At 47.2% G+C, this 19,605-nt stretch carries 14 protein-coding genes, 15 tRNA genes and 2 rRNA genes; 2 read left to right on the forward strand and 29 right to left on the reverse strand.

Annotation, left to right across the window (positions count from 1 at the left end):
• Positions 1 to 32 precede the first annotated feature (32 nt).
• Both MHI21_RS21045 and MHI21_RS21050 read left to right on the forward strand, forming a co-directional pair.
• Complete coding sequence (locus MHI21_RS21045) at positions 33 to 248, forward strand: hypothetical protein (protein WP_025718898.1); 216 nt, start codon at positions 33 to 35, stop codon at positions 246 to 248.
• A gap of 681 nt (positions 249 to 929) precedes the next feature.
• Positions 930 to 1,427 (forward strand): hypothetical protein, encoded by a 498-nt coding sequence (locus MHI21_RS21050; protein ID WP_342418858.1) that lies wholly within the window; start codon positions 930 to 932, stop codon positions 1,425 to 1,427.
• A 221-nt stretch (positions 1,428 to 1,648) separates the two neighbouring features.
• Here MHI21_RS21050 and MHI21_RS21055 read toward each other — a convergent pair.
• The 29 genes from MHI21_RS21055 to MHI21_RS21195 all read right to left on the reverse strand — a co-directional run bounded on the left by MHI21_RS21055 (position 1,649) and on the right by MHI21_RS21195 (position 19,561).
• A tRNA-Leu gene (locus MHI21_RS21055) sits at positions 1,649 to 1,727 on the reverse strand.
• 11 nt (positions 1,728 to 1,738) lie between these two features.
• Positions 1,739 to 1,813, reverse strand: a tRNA-Cys gene (locus MHI21_RS21060).
• Positions 1,814 to 1,825: 12 nt separating this feature from the next.
• A tRNA-Gly gene (locus MHI21_RS21065) sits at positions 1,826 to 1,897 on the reverse strand.
• A 7-nt stretch (positions 1,898 to 1,904) separates the two neighbouring features.
• Positions 1,905 to 1,979: transfer RNA gene (locus tag MHI21_RS21070), tRNA-Gln, on the reverse strand.
• Between the two features lie 10 nt (positions 1,980 to 1,989).
• Positions 1,990 to 2,062, reverse strand: a tRNA-His gene (locus MHI21_RS21075).
• Between the two features lie 17 nt (positions 2,063 to 2,079).
• Positions 2,080 to 2,153 (reverse strand) — tRNA-Trp (locus tag MHI21_RS21080).
• Between the two features lie 7 nt (positions 2,154 to 2,160).
• Positions 2,161 to 2,246 (reverse strand) — tRNA-Tyr (locus tag MHI21_RS21085).
• A 5-nt stretch (positions 2,247 to 2,251) separates the two neighbouring features.
• Positions 2,252 to 2,327, reverse strand: a tRNA-Thr gene (locus MHI21_RS21090).
• A 22-nt stretch (positions 2,328 to 2,349) separates the two neighbouring features.
• Positions 2,350 to 2,422: transfer RNA gene (locus MHI21_RS21095), tRNA-Phe, on the reverse strand.
• A gap of 37 nt (positions 2,423 to 2,459) precedes the next feature.
• A tRNA-Asp gene (locus tag MHI21_RS21100) sits at positions 2,460 to 2,536 on the reverse strand.
• Between the two features lie 15 nt (positions 2,537 to 2,551).
• Positions 2,552 to 2,628: transfer RNA gene (locus MHI21_RS21105), tRNA-Met, on the reverse strand.
• Between the two features lie 26 nt (positions 2,629 to 2,654).
• Positions 2,655 to 2,730 (reverse strand) — tRNA-Val (locus MHI21_RS21110).
• Positions 2,731 to 2,798: 68 nt separating this feature from the next.
• Positions 2,799 to 2,870: transfer RNA gene (locus MHI21_RS21115), tRNA-Glu, on the reverse strand.
• A 17-nt stretch (positions 2,871 to 2,887) separates the two neighbouring features.
• Positions 2,888 to 2,979: transfer RNA gene (locus tag MHI21_RS21120), tRNA-Ser, on the reverse strand.
• A 3-nt stretch (positions 2,980 to 2,982) separates the two neighbouring features.
• Positions 2,983 to 3,058 (reverse strand) — tRNA-Asn (locus MHI21_RS21125).
• 66 nt (positions 3,059 to 3,124) lie between these two features.
• Positions 3,125 to 6,053: ribosomal RNA gene (locus MHI21_RS21130) — 23S ribosomal RNA — on the reverse strand.
• 286 nt (positions 6,054 to 6,339) lie between these two features.
• Positions 6,340 to 7,895: ribosomal RNA gene (locus tag MHI21_RS21135) — 16S ribosomal RNA — on the reverse strand.
• The 16S and 23S rRNA genes sit together here with 15 tRNA genes alongside, the layout of an rRNA operon.
• A 453-nt stretch (positions 7,896 to 8,348) precedes the next feature.
• On the reverse strand, positions 8,349 to 9,227 hold the full coding sequence (locus MHI21_RS21140) for a nucleotidyltransferase-like protein (RefSeq protein ID WP_341163136.1): 879 nt from the start codon (positions 9,225 to 9,227) through the stop codon (positions 8,349 to 8,351).
• Between the two features lie 112 nt (positions 9,228 to 9,339).
• Positions 9,340 to 11,058 (reverse strand): glycosyl hydrolase family 18 protein, encoded by a 1,719-nt coding sequence (locus MHI21_RS21145; protein WP_342418859.1) that lies wholly within the window; start codon positions 11,056 to 11,058, stop codon positions 9,340 to 9,342.
• A gap of 185 nt (positions 11,059 to 11,243) precedes the next feature.
• Positions 11,244 to 11,675: a Fur family transcriptional regulator gene (locus MHI21_RS21150; protein ID WP_013311903.1), complete on the reverse strand. Its 432-nt coding sequence runs from the start codon at positions 11,673 to 11,675 to the stop codon at positions 11,244 to 11,246.
• A 108-nt stretch (positions 11,676 to 11,783) separates the two neighbouring features.
• Positions 11,784 to 13,187: a DUF4097 family beta strand repeat-containing protein gene (locus MHI21_RS21155; protein ID WP_342418860.1), complete on the reverse strand. Its 1,404-nt coding sequence runs from the start codon at positions 13,185 to 13,187 to the stop codon at positions 11,784 to 11,786.
• A 7-nt stretch (positions 13,188 to 13,194) separates the two neighbouring features.
• Positions 13,195 to 13,848, reverse strand: a complete 654-nt coding sequence (locus tag MHI21_RS21160; protein WP_069290370.1) for a hypothetical protein — start codon at positions 13,846 to 13,848, stop codon at positions 13,195 to 13,197.
• 83 nt (positions 13,849 to 13,931) lie between these two features.
• Positions 13,932 to 14,645 (reverse strand): MgtC/SapB family protein, encoded by a 714-nt coding sequence (locus MHI21_RS21165; protein ID WP_023990255.1) that lies wholly within the window; start codon positions 14,643 to 14,645, stop codon positions 13,932 to 13,934.
• A 98-nt stretch (positions 14,646 to 14,743) separates the two neighbouring features.
• Entirely contained in the window at positions 14,744 to 15,205 is a 462-nt protein-coding gene (locus MHI21_RS21170) for a GNAT family N-acetyltransferase (protein WP_061831450.1), read from the reverse strand.
• Positions 15,206 to 15,335: 130 nt separating this feature from the next.
• Positions 15,336 to 16,781 (reverse strand): Asp-tRNA(Asn)/Glu-tRNA(Gln) amidotransferase subunit GatB, encoded by a 1,446-nt coding sequence (gatB, locus tag MHI21_RS21175; RefSeq protein ID WP_322174847.1) that lies wholly within the window; start codon positions 16,779 to 16,781, stop codon positions 15,336 to 15,338.
• Positions 16,782 to 16,807: 26 nt separating this feature from the next.
• A complete protein-coding gene (gene gatA / locus MHI21_RS21180; RefSeq protein ID WP_023990257.1) occupies positions 16,808 to 18,265 on the reverse strand; it encodes an Asp-tRNA(Asn)/Glu-tRNA(Gln) amidotransferase subunit GatA in 1,458 nt (485 codons plus the stop codon).
• Positions 18,266 to 18,292: 27 nt separating this feature from the next.
• Complete coding sequence (gene gatC / locus MHI21_RS21185) at positions 18,293 to 18,580, reverse strand: Asp-tRNA(Asn)/Glu-tRNA(Gln) amidotransferase subunit GatC (RefSeq protein ID WP_013311910.1); 288 nt, start codon at positions 18,578 to 18,580, stop codon at positions 18,293 to 18,295.
• A gap of 304 nt (positions 18,581 to 18,884) precedes the next feature.
• Complete coding sequence (locus tag MHI21_RS21190; RefSeq protein ID WP_061831452.1) at positions 18,885 to 19,271, reverse strand: hypothetical protein; 387 nt, start codon at positions 19,269 to 19,271, stop codon at positions 18,885 to 18,887.
• A gap of 80 nt (positions 19,272 to 19,351) precedes the next feature.
• Positions 19,352 to 19,561, reverse strand: a complete 210-nt coding sequence (locus MHI21_RS21195; RefSeq protein ID WP_061831453.1) for a hypothetical protein — start codon at positions 19,559 to 19,561, stop codon at positions 19,352 to 19,354.
• Positions 19,562 to 19,605 lie beyond the last annotated feature (44 nt).

Here is a 19,605-nt window from a genome sequence, read left to right on the forward strand (position 1 = left end):
ATGCTGTGTTTTGACTAGGGCACGTCCTGGAAATGGTTTTGCCTACCTCTGATCAATCCTGCTTTGCGGGGGTTGAACAATGGAACCAATTCGGCAGCACCCGGATGGATCTGGTAACCGAAGCCAAGTCCAATACCGTTGCCTATGAACGTCATGGTACACCTGCCACAGACCGGGGGCGCTACCGTAAAAAGAGGACAAAGGTGGTGCTTGGCCGAGCTGTTTTAAAGCCGTATCGCCGCGTTTGAGTACGCTATCGTGAGCATGTATGGCAAAGAATAATCCGTCAATTACCTGTGTCTGGATATGGTATGGGGCCAAAGAGTATACCAAAAACTGTGGTTTTTGCTGGTGAATCCGAACAGGCGATGCTCCATTCTAGCCAGCACCGATCTGACACTGGAGGCGACTTAGATCATCGAACTTTATACCGCCCGGTTCAAAATAAAATGCACCTTCTGGGCGCTAAAGCAATCCATCGGCGGATTCAGCTACCACTTTTGTAGCAAATCCATTCGGAAGCCCAACCGGTATTTGAAAAAGGATCGGGTTCACCCTCTGGAGTTGTTGGAAGAGGAGAAAGCGCAACGGGACATCCGCCTAACTGTAAAGATAAGAATGGTAAACGATAACCAAAATGGATCCCTACGGGGCTTAAGATAAAAGGAACCAAGAAAAGAGCCGAAATCTTGCTTCAGGAAGCCAGGAAGAATTATCATATGGAAGGACAAGCACTCGCGGTTGAAAACGAAGATATGCTGTAAGAGTAAAAGCGGCTACTCCATCCGGTAATAGCAAAAGGCTGTTCGCAGACTTTATGCTTCAATGGCTAGAGATGATGAAAAACAGTATCGGGCTTATCTCCTATATCTCCTATTCCGACACTGTAAAAGGCCACGTAGATCCTTTTTCCGAGAGAAAGGGATGTATTGCTTGATGATTTAACTACAGAAGATTTTCAGACCTTGTATACCCATGAAATGAATGTGCAAGGTGTCAGCGCCAATACCGTTATTCATTACCACGCGAACATTTGCAGAGCCCTTCAGTATGCCGTGAAAATAAAGCCGATTGTGGCGAATCTCCCTGACTTAGTTGAAAGCCCAAAAAAGAACAATTACGTCGTGAGCTTCTACAATGCCGAGGAGCTGAATCAACTCCTCGCAGTAATCCGAGGCGAAAGAATTGAGCTTTTCGTTATCCTGGCTGCCTTTTATGGGCTAAGCCGAAGCAAGGTCGTAGGATTAAAATGGTCGGCTATTGATTTATTGAATTGGACTATTAATATTAAACATACCGCCACATCGGGCAATTTGAATGGTAGATATATTGAAATTGAAAAGGATCGAACCAAGAATAAAGCCAGTCGCCGTATACTGCCACTGGTGGACACGTTCTATGAGCTTCTGATTCGTATGAAGGAATAACAGGAATCCTATCTTCTGACAATTCTTATTGTCTTGAATACCTGGAGTATATTTATGTAGATGTATTAGGGGTAAGCATGAAAGAAGTTCAGGAATGGCCGGGTCACAGTGATTATGGAATACAACTCGAAAGTATCTTCAGCTCAAACAATGAGTGAGGCACTAAAACTCGAATAAAAAAAGCTCACTAGAAAATGTCTCTAATGAACTCTTTTAGTTAATACCGGCGAGAGGACTCGAACCTCCACGGTTTCCCACTCGATTTTGAGTCGAGCGCGTCTGCCATTCCGCCACGCCGGCGTATTCAATTATGGAGGCGCCACCCAGATTTGAACTGGGGAATAAAGCTTTTGCAGAGCTTTGCCTTACCACTTGGCTATGGCGCCAGAGTGTAACAAAGCGGACGACGGGAATCGAACCCGCGACCCTCGCCTTGGCAAGGCGATGCTCTACCGCTGAGCCACGTCCGCATAATGATGGCTGGGGATATAGGATTTGAACCTATGCATGACGGAGTCAAAGTCCGTTGCCTTACCGCTTGGCTAATCCCCAATAAGTAAAGGGCGGCCGATGGGGCTTGAACCCACGAATGCCGGAGTCACAGTCCGGTGCGTTAACCACTTCGCCACGACCGCCGCAAGTAATGAATGATTGGCAGGGGCAGCAGGAATTGAACCCACACCAACGGTTTTGGAGACCGTTGTTCTACCTTTAAACTATGCCCCTATAAAACTGGTGGAGGATGATGGATTCGAACCACCGAACCCGTAAGGGAGCAGATTTACAGTCTGATGCGTTTGGCCACTTCGCTAATCCTCCAAAAATGGTGCCGGCGAGAGGACTTGAACCCCCAACCTACTGATTACAAGTCAGTTGCTCTACCAGTTGAGCTACACCGGCACATAAAATATTCAATTAAAAGTGGCTCGGGACGGAATCGAACCGCCGACACGAGGATTTTCAGTCCTCTGCTCTACCGACTGAGCTACCGAGCCTTATTCTAAGACTCATCATTAAACGTTGTATTACTAATGGCGGAACTGACGGGATTCGAACCCGCGATCTCCTGCGTGACAGGCAGGCATGTTAGGCCTCTACACCACAGTTCCATAATAAATTTTAATTGGTTGCGGGGGCAGGATTTGAACCTGCGACCTTCGGGTTATGAGCCCGACGAGCTACCGAACTGCTCCACCCCGCGACAGTAATAAATATTTATTTTTCAAATGGTGGAGGCTGAGGGGCTCGAACCCCCGACCCTCTGCTTGTAAGGCAGATGCTCTCCCAGCTGAGCTAAGCCTCCACAATTAAGCACTTCTCATATTATACCATAATGAACTTTTTATTGCAATCCCTTTTATGATATTTTTATGACCCGTAGGGGATTCGAACCCCTGTTACCTCCGTGAAAGGGAGGTGTCTTAACCCCTTGACCAACGGGCCATGCTACAAATCAATTATGGCGGAGAGAGAGGGATTCGAACCCTCGAGACGCTTTTGGCGCCTACACGATTTCCAATCGTGCTCCTTCGGCCAACTCGGACACCTCTCCATATGGCTCCCCGAACAGGACTCGAACCTGTGACAACTCGATTAACAGTCGAGTGCTCTACCAACTGAGCTATCAGGGAATATTAAGCATTTGTTTCAAGGTTACACCCTGAAAACTGGATCCGAAACTCATTTGCGTTTTATTTTAGGATAAGCCCTCGACCGATTAGTATTGGTCAGCTCCATGCATTACTGCACTTCCACCCCCAACCTATCTACCTCGTCGTCTTCAAGGGGTCTTACTAATTGGGAAATCTCATCTTGAGGGGGGCTTCACGCTTAGATGCTTTCAGCGCTTATCCCTTCCGTACATAGCTACCCAGCGGTGCTCCTGGCGGAACAACTGGTACACCAGCGGTACGTCCATCCCGGTCCTCTCGTACTAAGGACAGCTCCTCTCAAATTTCCTACGCCCACGACAGATAGGGACCGAACTGTCTCACGACGTTCTGAACCCAGCTCGCGTACCGCTTTAATGGGCGAACAGCCCAACCCTTGGGACCTACTTCAGCCCCAGGATGCGATGAGCCGACATCGAGGTGCCAAACCTCCCCGTCGATGTGGACTCTTGGGGGAGATAAGCCTGTTATCCCCAGGGTAGCTTTTATCCGTTGAGCGATGGCCCTTCCATGCGGTACCACCGGATCACTAAGCCCGACTTTCGTCCCTGCTCGACTTGTAGGTCTCGCAGTCAAGCTCCCTTCTGCCTTTGCACTCTTCGAATGATTTCCAACCATTCTGAGGGAACCTTGGGGCGCCTCCGTTACTCTTTAGGAGGCGACCGCCCCAGTCAAACTGCCCACCTGACACTGTCCTCGCACCGGATCACGGTACCAAGTTAGAACCTAGATACGATCAGGGTGGTATCCCAAGGATGCCTCCTCTCAAGCTGGCGCTCAAGATTCTACGGCTCCCACCTATCCTGTACAGATCGTACCCAAATTCAATATCAAGCTGCAGTAAAGCTCCATGGGGTCTTTCCGTCTTGTCGCGGGTAACCTGCATCTTCACAGGTATTAAAATTTCACCGGATCTCTCGTTGAGACAGCGCCCAAGTCGTTACGCCATTCGTGCGGGTCAGAATTTACCTGACAAGGAATTTCGCTACCTTAGGACCGTTATAGTTACGGCCGCCGTTTACTGGGGCTTCGGTTCATAGCTTCGCCCCGAAGGGCTTACCACTCCCCTTAACCTTCCAGCACCGGGCAGGCGTCAGCCCGTATACTTCGCCTTGCGGCTTCGCACAGACCTGTGTTTTTGCTAAACAGTCGCTTGGGCCTTTTCACTGCGGCCCCCTCGGGCTATTCACCCTACCGAGGCACCCCTTCTCCCGAAGTTACGGGGTCATTTTGCCGAGTTCCTTAACGAGAGTTCTTCCGCGCGCCTTAGAATTCTCTTCTCGCCTACCTGTGTCGGTTTGCGGTACGGGCACCTTCTCCTGGCTAGAGGCTTTTCTTGGCAGTCTGAGATCATGACCTTCGCTACTACAATTTTCGCTCCCCATCACAGCCCAGCCTTAACGATGTGCGGATTTGCCTACACATCAGCCTCACTGCTTAGACGGACATCCATCAGTCCGCGTCACTACCCTACTGCGTCACCCCATCGCTCATAACGGATTACGGTGGTACAGGAATTTCGACCTGTTGTCCTTCGACTACGCCTATCGGCCTCGCCTTAGGTCCCGACTTACCCTGAGCGGACGAACCTTCCTCAGGAACCCTTAGGCTTTCGGCGGATCTGATTCTCACAGATCTTTTCGTTACTCATACCGGCATTCTCACTTGAATGCAGTCCAGCGCTCCTTACGGTACACCTTCAACCCGCATTCAACGCTCCCCTACCCCTGATGCATTGCATCAAGCCATAGCTTCGGTGGTGTGTTTAGCCCCGTTACATTTTCGGCGCAGAGTCACTCGACCAGTGAGCTATTACGCACTCTTTCAATGGTGGCTGCTTCTAAGCCAACATCCTGGTTGTCTGTGCAACTCCACATCCTTTCCCACTTAACACACACTTGGGGACCTTAGCTGATGGTCTGGGCTGTTTCCCTTTCGACAATGGATCTTAGCACTCACTGTCTGACTCCCGGAACTAAATCTATGGCATTCGGAGTTTGACTGAGCTTGGTAACCCTTGCGGGCCCCGCACCCAATCAGTGCTCTACCTCCACGATTCTGTTTTCCGAGGCTAGCCCTAAAGCTATTTCGGGGAGAACCAGCTATCTCCGGGTTCGATTGGAATTTCTCCGCTACCCCCACCTCATCCCCGCATTTTTCAACATGCGTGGGTTCGGGCCTCCAGTGCGTGTTACCGCACCTTCACCCTGGACAGGGGTAGATCACCCGGTTTCGGGTCTACGTCCACGTACTCATTCGCCCTATTCAGACTCGCTTTCGCTGCGGCTTCAGCTCTTCACCTTAACCTTGCACGGGAACGTAACTCGCCGGTTCATTCTACAAAAGGCACGCCATCACCCATAGATCGGGCTCTGACTTCTTGTAAGCACACGGTTTCAGGATCTATTTCACTCCCCTTCCGGGGTGCTTTTCACCTTTCCCTCACGGTACTGCTTCACTATCGGTCGCCAGGGAGTATTTAGCCTTGGCAGATGGTCCTGCCGGATTCATACGGGGTTTCACGTGCCCCGCACTACTCGGGATCCGTCTCGGAGAGAACAAGTTTTGAACTACAGGGCTTTTACCTTCTCTGGCGGGCCTTTCCAGACCTCTTCATCTAACCGGTTCCTTTGTAACTCCATGTGAGACGTCCCACAACCCCAAGGAGCAAGCTCCTTGGTTTGGGCTAATCCGCGTTCGCTCGCCGCTACTGACGGAATCACTATTGTTTTCTCTTCCTCAGGGTACTTAGATGTTTCAGTTCCCCTGGTCTGCCTCTATTCTGCCTATGTATTCAGCAGAAAGTGACTGTCGATGAAGACAGCCGGGTTTCCCCATTCGGACATCCCCGGATCAAAGCTTGCTTACAGCTCCCCGAGGCTTTATCGTTGTTCGCCACGTCCTTCGTCGGCTCCTGGCGCCTAGGCATCCTCCGTGTGCTCTTTGTAGCTTAACCTAGTATTTACATGGTAAATACGATTCGCTTTGAATTTCGGTTCAACACGAATGTGTGAATGAAATTCAAGGCAGCTACCTTTATTTCACTTGTTTACACAAGATCAGCTTAAAGGAATATTCTAAAACGCAATTTCGTTTCGGTATCCAGTTTTCAAGGTGCACAGCTGTAAACAACCAGCTTTTCCTGAGAGTTTGAGCTCTCAAAACTGAGCAACGAGTGAGTAGTTTTTGAAGCATACGCTTCATATTTGAATGTTTCCATTGCAGGAAACGATTCTCCATAGAAAGGAGGTGATCCAGCCGCACCTTCCGATACGGCTACCTTGTTACGACTTCACCCCAATCATCTACCCCACCTTCGGCGGCTGGCTCCCTTGCGGGTTACCCCACCGACTTCGGGTGTTGTAAACTCTCGTGGTGTGACGGGCGGTGTGTACAAGACCCGGGAACGTATTCACCGCGGCATGCTGATCCGCGATTACTAGCAATTCCGACTTCATGTAGGCGAGTTGCAGCCTACAATCCGAACTGAGACCGGCTTTTCTAGGATTGGCTCCACCTCGCGATTTCGCTTCCCGTTGTACCGGCCATTGTAGTACGTGTGTAGCCCAGGTCATAAGGGGCATGATGATTTGACGTCATCCCCACCTTCCTCCGGTTTGTCACCGGCAGTCTGCTTAGAGTGCCCAGCTTGACCTGCTGGCAACTAAGCATAAGGGTTGCGCTCGTTGCGGGACTTAACCCAACATCTCACGACACGAGCTGACGACAACCATGCACCACCTGTCTCCTCTGTCCCGAAGGAAAGGTCTATCTCTAGACCGGTCAGAGGGATGTCAAGACCTGGTAAGGTTCTTCGCGTTGCTTCGAATTAAACCACATACTCCACTGCTTGTGCGGGTCCCCGTCAATTCCTTTGAGTTTCAGTCTTGCGACCGTACTCCCCAGGCGGAATGCTTAATGTGTTAACTTCGGCACCAAGGGTATCGAAACCCCTAACACCTAGCATTCATCGTTTACGGCGTGGACTACCAGGGTATCTAATCCTGTTTGCTCCCCACGCTTTCGCGCCTCAGCGTCAGTTACAGCCCAGAGAGTCGCCTTCGCCACTGGTGTTCCTCCACATCTCTACGCATTTCACCGCTACACGTGGAATTCCACTCTCCTCTTCTGCACTCAAGCTCCCCAGTTTCCAGTGCGACCCGAAGTTGAGCCTCGGGATTAAACACCAGACTTAAAGAGCCGCCTGCGCGCGCTTTACGCCCAATAATTCCGGACAACGCTTGCCCCCTACGTATTACCGCGGCTGCTGGCACGTAGTTAGCCGGGGCTTTCTTCTCAGGTACCGTCACTCTTGTAGCAGTTACTCTACAAGACGTTCTTCCCTGGCAACAGAGCTTTACGATCCGAAAACCTTCATCACTCACGCGGCGTTGCTCCGTCAGGCTTTCGCCCATTGCGGAAGATTCCCTACTGCTGCCTCCCGTAGGAGTCTGGGCCGTGTCTCAGTCCCAGTGTGGCCGATCACCCTCTCAGGTCGGCTACGCATCGTCGCCTTGGTAGGCCTTTACCCCACCAACTAGCTAATGCGCCGCAGGCCCATCCACAAGTGACAGATTGCTCCGTCTTTCCTCCTTCTCCCATGCAGGAAAAGGATATATCGGGTATTAGCTACCGTTTCCGGTAGTTATCCCTGTCTTGTGGGCAGGTTGCCTACGTGTTACTCACCCGTCCGCCGCTAGGTTGTTTAGAAGCAAGCTTCTAAACAACCTCGCTCGACTTGCATGTATTAGGCACGCCGCCAGCGTTCGTCCTGAGCCAGGATCAAACTCTCCATTAAAGACCAACCAAAGTTGGTTTATAGAAAGAGCGATAAGCTCATGTTGAAACTGACGAGATAAAAATATCTCTTGTTTGATTTTGCGAACAAAACCGTTTTACTCACTCGTTGTTCAGTTTTCAAAGATCAAACCTACATTTTGTCTTACTTTGTTTCACCACCGCGTCTCAGCGGCGACTTAAATAATGTAACACATAACCTCATTTTTCGTCAAGCTTTTTTTGAAAATTCATTTTTACGCTTGATGCAACACGTTTATCCTGCTTTAAACAGTTCTAAATTATTCATGCTGCTTAATGGGGCGAGTTATAACTTAGCACATATTTTATATACTCGTCAACCTAAATTAATAATTTATATTTTTTAACTATCTATAAATACTAAATCACGTACAAAAAAAGGAAGAAAAGTCGATTTAACAACCTTTCTTCCTGACAAATCAACCCCTGCACATCAAATAAGGGAGTAACGCAGTTCACGATTTTGCCCACGATCCCTAAAATCCCCGGCAGCTGTTTCTCTAATAAGTGAACGATATACCAGTTTACGGAGCACGACGGTAAGATCCAATTGAAGATTCTTTAGCTCTGAATGGTTAATAAGTTCATTTATAGACCAGGGTTCCCGTCTGCTGCCTAATATACGGAATAGCGGAGATGAGCACTCCTCCATTTTTGACATCACTGAAAATTCACAAGCAAGCAATACTAGTTCAACCCGTTGTTCCAAGGTTTCTGTACTTAATGTGAGTTCGTTATACAGTTTGTCAATCGTTCGATCCAGAGGCTGTACCTGAACCCATAAGTGAGTCTTTGGATAAATCCCCCGTTCAATGAGTTCAATAGATGCCCAATGATCCAATGCTTTCAGAACACTTTGATAAGCGTCAATGATCCGCCCTTCTCGCACCGCTCTTTTACCATGAACGTAATTGACCAGAAAGCGGGAGAACTCATGAAATCGCTTCTGCTCCCGTAGTGGATCGTTAAAATCAACAATTTCCTGTCTTAAAAGACGGACCCCGTCATCCCGTTCCCAGACAATACGACCTTCTAGCACATAATCTATAATGTTGGCTTGTTCACCAGCGATAATCCATTCCTTCAGACAACTGAGCGTTGCGTACAACACTTGGCATCTTAAGCCATTCATAAATAAGTGTTGAATAGAACGAACCGGCTTGGTGCCTTCTCCAATAATTAGAATGAGTTCATCAAAGTCATACAACATCGAACCGTGAAAATACTCTCCCGGCTTTCTGTACGAAATAATACCTATTGAATCTTCCTGCAACATTTCATCATACATTAGGTTTAATTTGGTTAGCTGCACTTCTCCCTCCATACCTGCAAGGCGGCTATGACCGCAAATTGGATATTTGGATACATGTGATCATTTCTACATAAATAAGAAACTTCCTTCTTCAATTGTATAAATTTTTATCTTATTCACTTATTTTTTTCAGTGATACCCAAGCGTTTTCATCTGCAAAGGTTCGATTCCACGCCCCAATTCCTCCGAGCTTCAGCGATTTGGCAAGTTCTACTCTTGCCTTCAGAGATACCTCATCCTCTAGCCAAATCTTTTTGACCACGCCGTCTTCTGTATACTCGACATAATTCTGGCCTTCAGCAGCTCTAAACTTGGGCTTCAACTTAAATTCGGCTATGATACCGGCTGCTGACTTCATACCAAGTGATTTAGAGGTGACCTTAATCTTCCCTTCTTTGGGAGTCTCGGACCACACGCGAGTATATAACGGAATACCTAAAATCACTTTTTGAGGCGGCACTTCATCTTCCTGAATAATTCGCTTAATTGACGCTTCCGTCCATGGTAGCGAGGCGACAGAACCAGCCTTTGGACTAGCCGCCCAATGCTCATCATATGCCATTACCATGAGGTAATCTGTGATGGTGCCCAATGATTTTCGATCCAAAAAAGCTGACCACATTTCACTTTGAGATTTAGGCGTAACATCAATGGACAGTATCAAATCATGTTCCCGAGCCATCGGTTTAAGTTCCCGCAAAAATTGGGTGACATTGGGGCCATCCTTCGTATGAACATTTTCAAAGTCAATATTAATACCATCCAGATCATTTTCTAGGGCAAATGAAATCATCTGATCTATAATCGACTTTCGACGTTCAAAGGTAGACAATGCTTCAGTTGTTAATTCGGGATTAAAGCTGTTGCTCAACAAGCCCCAAACCTCCATCCCCTTGCGATGTGCCCAGCTGACATAGGCAGGATCTGCCTTGCTTTCTACAGTGCCCTCATGATCGACGACACTGAACCACGTAGGACTCACCACATTTACTCCAGGCATAGGATCAAACTTGGAAGGATCGGGCTTACGATTATAGACAGCTTCCCAAGCGAGGTTTACTGGCCTACCCTCCCAATGTTTTTCCGAGATGGACAAATCGTCTTTAGCCGAAGGGATCACAAGCTCTTCTCCTTCAGCGATATGGTCTGACTTAATGTATCCCGCATAGCCATTGTCTAATTGAACAAAATACCAATCTCCTTGTTTGGACCAAATACGTACCTTCGTCCGCTGAGATATATCTGTCAAAATAAAAGATAGGTTAGAGGCTTCTTTACGTAAGGCAATTCTAGCATCCTGTGAGCCATCCTTCTTTTCTACACTCCCCAGCCTGACCTTCTCTCCAGCTTTCATTAGGATGACAGCACCAGTTACAGGGTCTTCGTGTATAGAAACGCCGTATACTTCACGTACAGCCTCTATCGGGATATATACCTCTCCACTGATCACCTGAGGGGCTACGCTAAGCGCATATGTCTTACCATTCAGTTCCCCTTGTGCCTTCGAAACCTTCATATAGAGCAGGCTTTGTCTCGTCGCCATAATGACGGTTTGGCTATCATCCTCATAGCGAACCGTAGGATCAATTTGACTTTGCACCAATTTAAACGGCATCAGCATGTTCTTGCCCGAGCTTTGAGCTTCATACCCAGTCAACTTGCCCTGCATAAAAATAGGACGGACACTGCCCTGCCAATCGGGTTTCTCGTGAAGGGGATTACCAAACCATACGACAGTAATTGCGCATATAATCGCTGCAAATAATAGCAGGCTTGCCGCTCCTCTGAATCGCGAACGTTTACGGCGGCGTCTGGAATGATTTCTGGCCAATATTGAACCTCCATTGTATGAACTTTGAATTCTCGTATTTTGTAACCACAACAGATTACTTAAAACAAAAATACAGTGATTTAAATAAAAAAACGCGGTAAATCCCCGCTTATGGGGAATTCCTCACGTTTCCAATCCATTACAATATATACATACCGCACAAAAAACTTCTATTCCTTGTTTCGTTACGTTTGTTTGTTACTACAAGCTTTGCATACTCCGTGTAACTCCATTCGATGTCCATGCACCTCGAAGCCTGTTTCCAACGCGGCATGGCGTTCCACATCAGCCAAATAGGGATAACTGAAATCTTCAATTTTTCCGCATTTTTCGCAAATGATGTGATAGTGCTCCGAAATATTGGCATCATAACGACTGGCGTTATCTCCATAGGTCAACTCATGTACCATACCCGCTTCTATAAACATCTTTAAGTTATTATAAACCGTAGCCACACTCATACTTGGAAACTTGGACTCAAGCGCTCGATATATTTCATCTGCAGTCGGGTGCCCCATAGTTTCCATTAAATAGTTTAATATGGCATGACGCTGGGGTGTTATGCGTACACCTGTCTTCTTCAGAAGTTCCAAAGCATGCTGGACGCGTGCCGCCATATATGTCCACCGCCTTATCCCTTACTTACGATCCTATCAATTACCACGCATCTATTTACAACTTACTTCTAAACCTACTCACATTGTACGGTCTACTCAAGTTTCTTGTCAACGCGCCGTATTGTCGCCGGATGTTCCTATAGAAGTATCTGACTCAGGAGCTCCGGGTTCAGCCGTAGAGCTTTCAGATGTATCGGGCGCAGTCGTACCCCCGGAATCATCCAAGTCAGGTAACGACGGCATCAGTAACTTTTTAATGGTTAAATTACTGTTACCCTCTACGTTGATCGCATACTTGCCTGTCCCGTTTTGGCCTGAAATACTTTTACTGTCTATTTTAAATGGAAAATCGGATTGAAGATTACCATAACTGCTTGAACCCTCTAACTGAAAATCTCCATTCGACGGAAGATCCAATACAATATCACCGACAGCACTGTATATTTTCCAATCTCCGCCCACCTGCTCGCTATGCACTTTGATAGAGCCATTAAGCGAATTTGCATTCAGCTTGGCTGTAGAATTCAGCACATTCATGTCACCATTCTGAGTATCTACGGTGATGTCCCCTTCCGAACGAGCGAGCTGAATATCACCTACCATGGTGTGTAGTGTCACAGCTCCTTCAATATCTCCTGCCTGCATATCGCCACGGTTCGTGCGCACATCTACATCTCCAGAAATCCGATGCAATTTAACCTGACCGTTCAGCGTGCCTCCCTTGACATTGCCGATAGCGTCATTAACGGTGAGATTTCCATTACCGCTCTCGAGCCGAATGCTATCAATAGCATCAACTCCATTCAGGGTAATATTCCCGTTGGAGGTTCTAATCTGCACATTGAACCGCCGGTCCTCCGGCACGGTGATCAGCATGTTCACACGGGGCTGACGTTTGCTTGAAGCTCCGTATGACTGTGCCTCCGGACGAATCTGGATGGTCTTGCCGTCGGTAGAAGTCAGTGAAGAAGCTTGAGCAATCTTGTCCGCTTCGGCAGCAGGCGCTTGATCCACCCATAGAGTCCCACGTACCTCTATATTGGACACAGGCCGTCTGATCAGTGTTACATCACCATTAACCGAATCAACTACTAAATCGGACGTCTGCATAGTTACAGGTACCAGTACACCACCCATATCATACCGATTCTCTTTAGCCTGACTAAAATCCATAGAGGCTGACGTCAGATTGAGACTGACCCGGTTCCACAGATACATATAATGATTTTGCTGGGTCACGATAAAAACCGAGGCTGCCACTACCAAAGCGGACAGAATCCCCTTTAGGTCAGGTCTGAATCGCCTTCCGTTGTCAGACTTGCCTTCTTTCCGATAGTACACAGCAAAAAAAATCAGATATTCCAGTCCCCAAAGCACGAAGATTACGGGCCACCAAACGAGGAGCTGAAGCATATATTCAGTATTTTGAAACACATCTACAATAAGCAAAATGCCTACAGCCATCAACAGAAGCGAAGAGGTGTAGCGACCGACTCTTATTTTACGGTGCACGCCAGCTTCACCCTCTTTCTTTCAACTTTTTACGTTTAAAGGACAGAAAGGCTTCCCTTAGAAAAAGGGATAAACCGATCATCATTAATAAAATGGCCAGCGTCAGGAATCCATAATCCTCAAAGAAATTGCTCAACCAGCGAGGTTTCATGCGAAACAAAATCATAAGCCCACCGCCTGCCACCATCAGCACAGCAAAAGCAAAGCCTCTCTCCCATGCATAAAAAGGACTACTTTGCTGGCCTTTAGCATCCATTCGTGCATAACGATCTGGCTTACGCCGATAACGAACCATGTAATCTGCTGACTGTAAGACATCATATACATTATAAAAATATAAAACGGGTATGAACAATCCAAGCAAAATAAGTAATGGGATGTTAATCCTCAAGCCATCAGAAGAAACATACAGCATCGCAAAAATATCTAGCAGGAGCAACACAATAAAACTAAGCCCCCTAATAAACAGCCCTAAAAAAAGATGTCCCAGTCCGGGTAACAATGCGGCCATGATAATGGCAATCACTTTGCGAAATTTAGCGTATTTTAGACGCTTCCCCTGTCTGGGTTGTTCCCGCTGTTCCGGCGCTTGTAGCTGCCCAGCCTCTCCAGACGGTAACGGTTGTTCCGAGTTCATGCCATCCTCCCCTTTGAATCCCATGCGTGGCTCCGCTGAAAAATACTTCAATGCTTACATAGTACCCCAATCGGATTTAAGAGTAACTGTTAAAAAAAGGTAGGCTATTACTCAACAGAGACTGCAGCTATATCTTCCCATTGTCGTAAATCAGCTGCAATACGTACGGGATTAAAATCATGACGGGACAGCACCTCTAGGGAAACCTCCATACTCTGCCGATCTGGATGTAATTCGTGAAATGGGACATTTTCATGTTCTTTAATCATTATTTTACGTATTTCCACTTTTTCTTGCTCTAAATAAGTCGAAATCTGCTCCAGCAATCCGTGAGACGACAATCCGTACAATGTAATAAGATGACGCTTGCGTCCACGCATATACCGAAGTTCGACTTTGTTAAATACCCATAAATTTAAAAATACGAGCACTGTCGCCGCTATAGACGGGAAATAAAAGCCTGCTCCGACCCCAAGACCAATGGCAGCCACGACCCAAATGGAAGCCGCAGTCGTTAGTCCGGTAATGGATTTACCTGTGAACATAATCGTCCCTGCACCCAAAAAGCCTACGCCAGTGATTACAGCCGTAGCCAAACGAGCGGGATCTATGCGTACATTAGCTTCTTTAATAAAATCGGCAAAGCCGTAAATGGAGAGTAGCATAATCAGCGTCGAACCAAGACTGACCATAATATGAGTCCTCAAACCAGCTGCGTGATTGGAACGTTCGCGTTCAAAGCCAATGAATCCACCGAGAAGCATGGACAGCAAAAGCCGTAAAATGATATGTGAATCGTCTATAATCCACGGATTATTCATTCAAGTTACTCCTCCCGGTTATGTCGTGCTTCCCACTCCGGGTGCGCGGTTTGTGGGCTTATGTGCATTTTTAATGCCAATTTAATGATAACTCAATGCTATTCCAACTTATGCAGATGGTAGGTGGTTAATTCCACGCCTGGGGCGACCTCCGCCGCAGATACGGGGCGAAAGCCATGTTTTCGATACAATGTCACGGCAGGAGTATTTAAAGTTCCTGTAGAGACGATAAACAACGGGATATTTTGATATTCATTCAAAACATGCTTCATTAAAGAGTCTGCAATACCTTTTCGAAAATGATCTGGGTGAACCATCATACGTGTAAGAGTAAGCGAATCGGGCGACTCAGACTGCACAGCCAGTGCCCCTAGCAATTCACCTTCCTCCAGCCACCCATAAAAAGACTCTCCACAGCTTCTCAGCGTATCCAATGTATCCATCAGTGGAGGAATCTCATCAAACCCAATCAGCTCAGCTTCCAGCCTATAGGCAGCGTGCTGTAGACGCCATATCTGACTGACGATATCATCATCTTCCAATGAACATAGGGTAACCATGCTGTTTTCCCTCCTAAGGAAACTCATAAAATGCCATCAGGATTCTAAAGCTTGTTTGCGCCAATCGTTCTCAGCGTCTATGCAAAAGGGGCCTGTCCCTAAAAGACAAGCCCCTGTCAAATCTATGCCATTAGCGGTTCAGCACTTCCGTCAGCAACTTATTAGCAAGGCCAGGGTTTGCCTTTCCCTTGCTCTCCTTCATCACTTGACCGACTAGGAAGCCGATGGCCTTTTGCTTGCCGGCTTTGTAATCTTCGACCGATTGCGGGTTAGCTGCTACAACTTGTTCGACAATGGTCAAGATTGCACCCTCATCACTGATCTGTACAAGCCCTTTTTCTTCAACAATTTGCTGTGGCAGTTTATCACTTTCCAGCATTTCCTTGAAGACCGTTTTGGCGATTTTGCTATTGATCGTTCCCTTCTCCAGCAGTCCGATCATTTCACCCAAGCCCCGTCCGGTCAATTTAACCTGCGACAGCTCCACACTGGCACTGTTCAAATAACCAAGTAAATCCCCCATAATCCAGTTGGATACTGCTTTGGCATCCTTGGTGAATTGAAGGCTATCCTCAAACAAATCGGCCAATGGCTTGGAGGACGTAATCACCTGGGCATCATACTCAGGTAATCCATATTCCGAAGTGTAGCGTGCTTTACGCTGGTCAGGCAATTCAGGAATCGAAGCACGGATGCGTTCTTTCCATTCCTCATCTATATGCAGTGTAACGAGATCCGGGTCTGGGAAATAACGATAGTCATGGGCCTGTTCCTTACCACGCATGGATAAGGTTTTACCTTGTGCCTCATCCCAACGACGTGTCTCCTGTACAATCGTTCCGCCTTCGTCCAACGTCTGCTCCTGTCGGAACTGCTCATATTCCAGTCCGCGCTGTACGCCACGGAAGGAGTTCATGTTTTTCAGTTCCGCTTTAGTTCCCAGCTCTTTTTGTCCATGCGGACGAAGACTGATATTCGCGTCGCAGCGAAGTGATCCTTCCTCCATCTTCACATCGGATACATCACAATACTGCATAATGGCACGTATTTTTTCCAGATAGGCCTTGGCTTCTTCCGGCGAAGATATTTCCGGCTCCGAAACGATCTCGACCAATGGTGTGCCGACCCGGTTAAAATCGACCAAAGATGCGTAGCCACCATCAACATGTGTTAATTTTCCTGCGTCCTCTTCCAGATGCAGTCGGGTAATACCGATACGCTTTGTCTCACCATTCACTTCAATATCAATCCAGCCATTTTCGCCAATGGGTTGATCGTATTGTGAGATTTGGTAAGCCTTAGGTGAATCGGGGTAAAAATAGTTCTTACGGTCAAACTTGCTCACATCAGCAATGGTGCAATTCAGCGCCATTGCTGCTTTCATTGCATAATCAACGGCCTGACGGTTCAATACCGGCAATACCCCTGGATGACCGAGACAGACCGGACATGTATGAGAGTTGGGTGGTGCTCCGAAGGATGTCGAGCATCCACAGAATATTTTAGACTTCGTATGCAATTCCACGTGCACTTCAAGTCCGATGACCGTCTCATATTTGGATGTAGTTGTAGACATGAATAGGTTCCCTCCTTTTTAGCAAATTACAGCTGCGGACGCTGCTTGTGAAATTCGGTATTTTGTTCAAAAGCATGAGCTACGCGTAGCACGGAAGACTCGTCAAAGGCCTTTCCAATAATTTGTAGTCCGACTGGCATTCCATCCGCAAGACCACACGGAATGCTGATGGCTGGCACACCAGCTAAGCTCACCGGAATCGTCAAAATGTCGTTCAAATACATCGTCAATGGATCATCCACTTGTGAGCCGATTTTGAAAGCAGTTGTCGGTGCAGTAGGTCCGATAATTACATCATATTGTTCAAATACACGATCAAAATCCTGTTTAATCAGTGTGCGCACTTTTTGAGCTTTCAAATAATAAGCATCGTAGTACCCGGAGCTGAGTGCATAGGTACCCAGCATAATCCGACGCTTCACCTCGGGACCAAAACCCTGCGTACGGGACTGATGGTAAAGATCAAGCAGGTTGTCCGGATTGTCAGAACGCACACCATAGCGCACGCCGTCAAAGCGGGCCAGATTGGACGACGCTTCGGATGAAGCCAACAGGTAGTATGTCGCTACCGCATATTCCGTGTGCGGAAGAGATACCTCTTCCCATACCGCGCCCAATCCTTCCAGCGTTTTCAGTGCGTCGAGCACCTTTTCCTTGACCTGTGGATCTACGCCCTCACCAAGATACTCTTTAGGCACAGCGATACGAAGTCCTTTTACATCCCCGGTTAAAGCGTTCAAATAATCAGGAATGTCTACCTTTGCAGAAGTGGAGTCCTTCTGGTCATAACCTGCAATGGCTTGTAGGACATAGGCCGAATCCTGAACATTTTTAGTAATAGGTCCAATTTGGTCTAAAGAGGAGGCAAAAGCCACCAGTCCAAAACGGGATACTAGACCATAGGTTGGTTTCAGGCCAACTACACCGCAGTAAGAAGCAGGCTGGCGAATGGAACCACCTGTATCCGAACCGAGCGTGAAATAAGCCTCACCCGCTGCAACAGCCGCAGCCGAGCCGCCACTGGAACCGCCGGGAACACGTTCTAAATCCCAAGGGTTACGTGCAGGGAAAAAGCTGGAGTTCTCGTTAGAGCCGCCCATGGCGAATTCGTCCATGTTCATTTTACCGAGTGTCACAGTTTGCGCTGCGCGCAACTTGCTAACAACTGTGGCATCGTAAACGGGATCAAAATTTTTCAAAAACTGACTGCCACATGTTGTACGCAGCCCTTCTGTCACAATATTATCCTTAATACCAACCGGCAGACCAAACAACAACCCTCTTTCCTCTCCGGAAATCAGCTGATCATCCAGCTGACGTGCGGATGCACGGGCCTGTTCCTCGTCAACGGTAATATAAGCTCTGATCTTGTCTTCCCGCGCACCAATCGTCTCCAGAGCGTGTCCCACCAGATCACTCACGGAAATTTCCTTTTGATGCAGCTTGTTATGTATCTCGGGCAATGTGTTATTGAACAAGCTCAATTTGCATCCTCCTTTCAAATATGAGATCTATTCCAGAACAGCAGGAACCTTAAACTGTCCGTCTTCTTCTTCAGGTGCATTGCGCATCACTTGCTCATGTGTCAAACTTTCACGAACTTCGTCGTCTCGCATGACATTGCTGACGTGCAGCACATGAGTGGTCGGTTTTACCTGCTCCGTATCCAGCTCATTCAGCTTCTCCGCATAATGGAGAATGGCGTTTAATTGTCCTGTCATCGTTTCTTCTTCAGCCGCGGTCAGATTCAACCTAGATAGCTTGGCTACGTGACGGACATCTTCCGTGGAAATGTTCATACAAAACCCTCCTCATGTATATGAGGATTTTGCAAAAAGTCCAATAAGCGACTGGAATCGAATTTTGCAAAATCCTAATATTAAAAAATGCTGCACCGAACTTTGAAATAACGTTTTTAATTATAGGATAGAACCCTTTACAATTCAATCTTTGACGCGGTACAGAAGCAAACTGTACATCAATGAGGGAAATGTTGCTAAAAGAATATAAAAAAAGCACCTCTCGGTGCTCTTTCGAGATAACTATAAGAGCTGAGATTGTGCCCATTATATATTTTTAAAAAGAGTCGGCAGTAGCCGACCCCTATATCCAAGCACGCAAATTGACTTGTCTGATAAAATCAGCCTGTGACAACAACTCTGCCGCGGTTTCTTCTTCTTCAGTCTCTACCGAATCAAGACCACCGTTCATTACATGCTTGAACAGTTGCTCATTATGAGTAGCAAGGGCATAATCTATCAGCGCTTCACGCTCAATCCGCTCGGCTTCTAGCTTGAGAATACTCTCTTCCAGCTCGATGTCCCCGGATGGTACAAAAAAATTGCGGTTCACCTTCGGTACGCGAATGACATAGTCAAAAGCATTGTCCGCATTACGGTCGTAAGCAATGATATAACCATGTTCGCCCACAGGAAGATTCTGCTCAAAAGCATCCGCGACGATCATAATTCTAGCTCCTAAATGATGCATCGTTAGCCCCCCCGTTTGTCTGAACTTATCTGCTAAGTCTACTAAAAAAAAAGTAGCTTGTCTATATCATCTATGTATCTTCATAATCGACCGTCTCCACGTCCCAACCTGTGTTCATTCAATCTCACATGCCAGTTTTGTGAAGGGATTCCGCCCCGTCGTTTCACCTTTTTCCAAGTTATGATCTTCGGTTCGGAACCTACCACAGAATCTTCAATATCTATTATATTGGGAACACGGAAACTACCTCCAATCTCACGTTGTACCCCATATATATGTTTTCTTTTCATTCTTGCTCCCCCTTGTGATCTGACGGCCTCATGCCTCTTTATCC

It is taken from the genome of Paenibacillus sp. FSL H8-0168, assembly GCF_038592955.1.
Lineage (GTDB): Bacteria > Bacillota > Bacilli > Paenibacillales > Paenibacillaceae > Paenibacillus > Paenibacillus polymyxa_B.

Excerpts from the sequence above, each read along its gene's own strand:
- MHI21_RS21045 (WP_025718898.1), top strand. The coding sequence starts at position 33 with ATGGTTTTGCCTACCTCTGATCAATCCTGCTTTGCGGGGGTTGAACAA.
- MHI21_RS21150 (WP_013311903.1), bottom strand. The coding sequence starts at position 11,675 with ATGGCGGCACGCGTCCAGCATGCTTTGGAACTTCTGAAGAAGACAGGT.
- MHI21_RS21160 (WP_069290370.1), bottom strand. The coding sequence starts at position 13,848 with ATGGGATTCAAAGGGGAGGATGGCATGAACTCGGAACAACCGTTACCG.
- MHI21_RS21165 (WP_023990255.1), bottom strand. The coding sequence starts at position 14,645 with ATGAATAATCCGTGGATTATAGACGATTCACATATCATTTTACGGCTT.
- MHI21_RS21170 (WP_061831450.1), bottom strand. The coding sequence starts at position 15,205 with ATGGTTACCCTATGTTCATTGGAAGATGATGATATCGTCAGTCAGATA.
- gatB (WP_322174847.1), bottom strand. The coding sequence starts at position 16,781 with ATGTCTACAACTACATCCAAATATGAGACGGTCATCGGACTTGAAGTG.
- gatC (WP_013311910.1), bottom strand. The coding sequence starts at position 18,580 with ATGAACATTTCCACGGAAGATGTCCGTCACGTAGCCAAGCTATCTAGG.
- MHI21_RS21190 (WP_061831452.1), bottom strand. The coding sequence starts at position 19,271 with ATGCATCATTTAGGAGCTAGAATTATGATCGTCGCGGATGCTTTTGAG.
- MHI21_RS21195 (WP_061831453.1), bottom strand. The coding sequence starts at position 19,561 with ATGAAAAGAAAACATATATATGGGGTACAACGTGAGATTGGAGGTAGT.